A 228-nucleotide genomic window follows, 5' to 3' on the forward strand; every position below is an offset into this window, starting at 1 on the left:
CAATTCTTCGCTCGCCGGGCGGAGAATCGTCGCCAATGGCTCCTTCGGTTGCACGAAGCTGCTGCCGATCTGGCCACCTCTTACTTTCAGGAGGCCGCGCTGGTCAATGACGCCCGGCGGTCCGGTAAAGCGATGAACGAGGTACCGGCAACGACGTACGTCGTGGATCGGCAGAAGGCTTTGGGCCGGTTTCGCGCCCTGCCGTGGGGCTCCGATTTCGAGACGGAG

General features: G+C 63.2%; 1 protein-coding gene. It reads left to right on the top strand.

The window, feature by feature from the left end; genetic code table 11:
- Positions 1–228, top strand: a 228-nt coding sequence (locus tag IH26_RS62525) for a hypothetical protein (RefSeq protein WP_034218364.1), incomplete at both ends; no start/stop codon positions are given.

This window comes from Actinoplanes subtropicus, from assembly GCF_000721705.1.
GTDB lineage: Bacteria > Actinomycetota > Actinomycetes > Mycobacteriales > Micromonosporaceae > Actinoplanes > Actinoplanes subtropicus.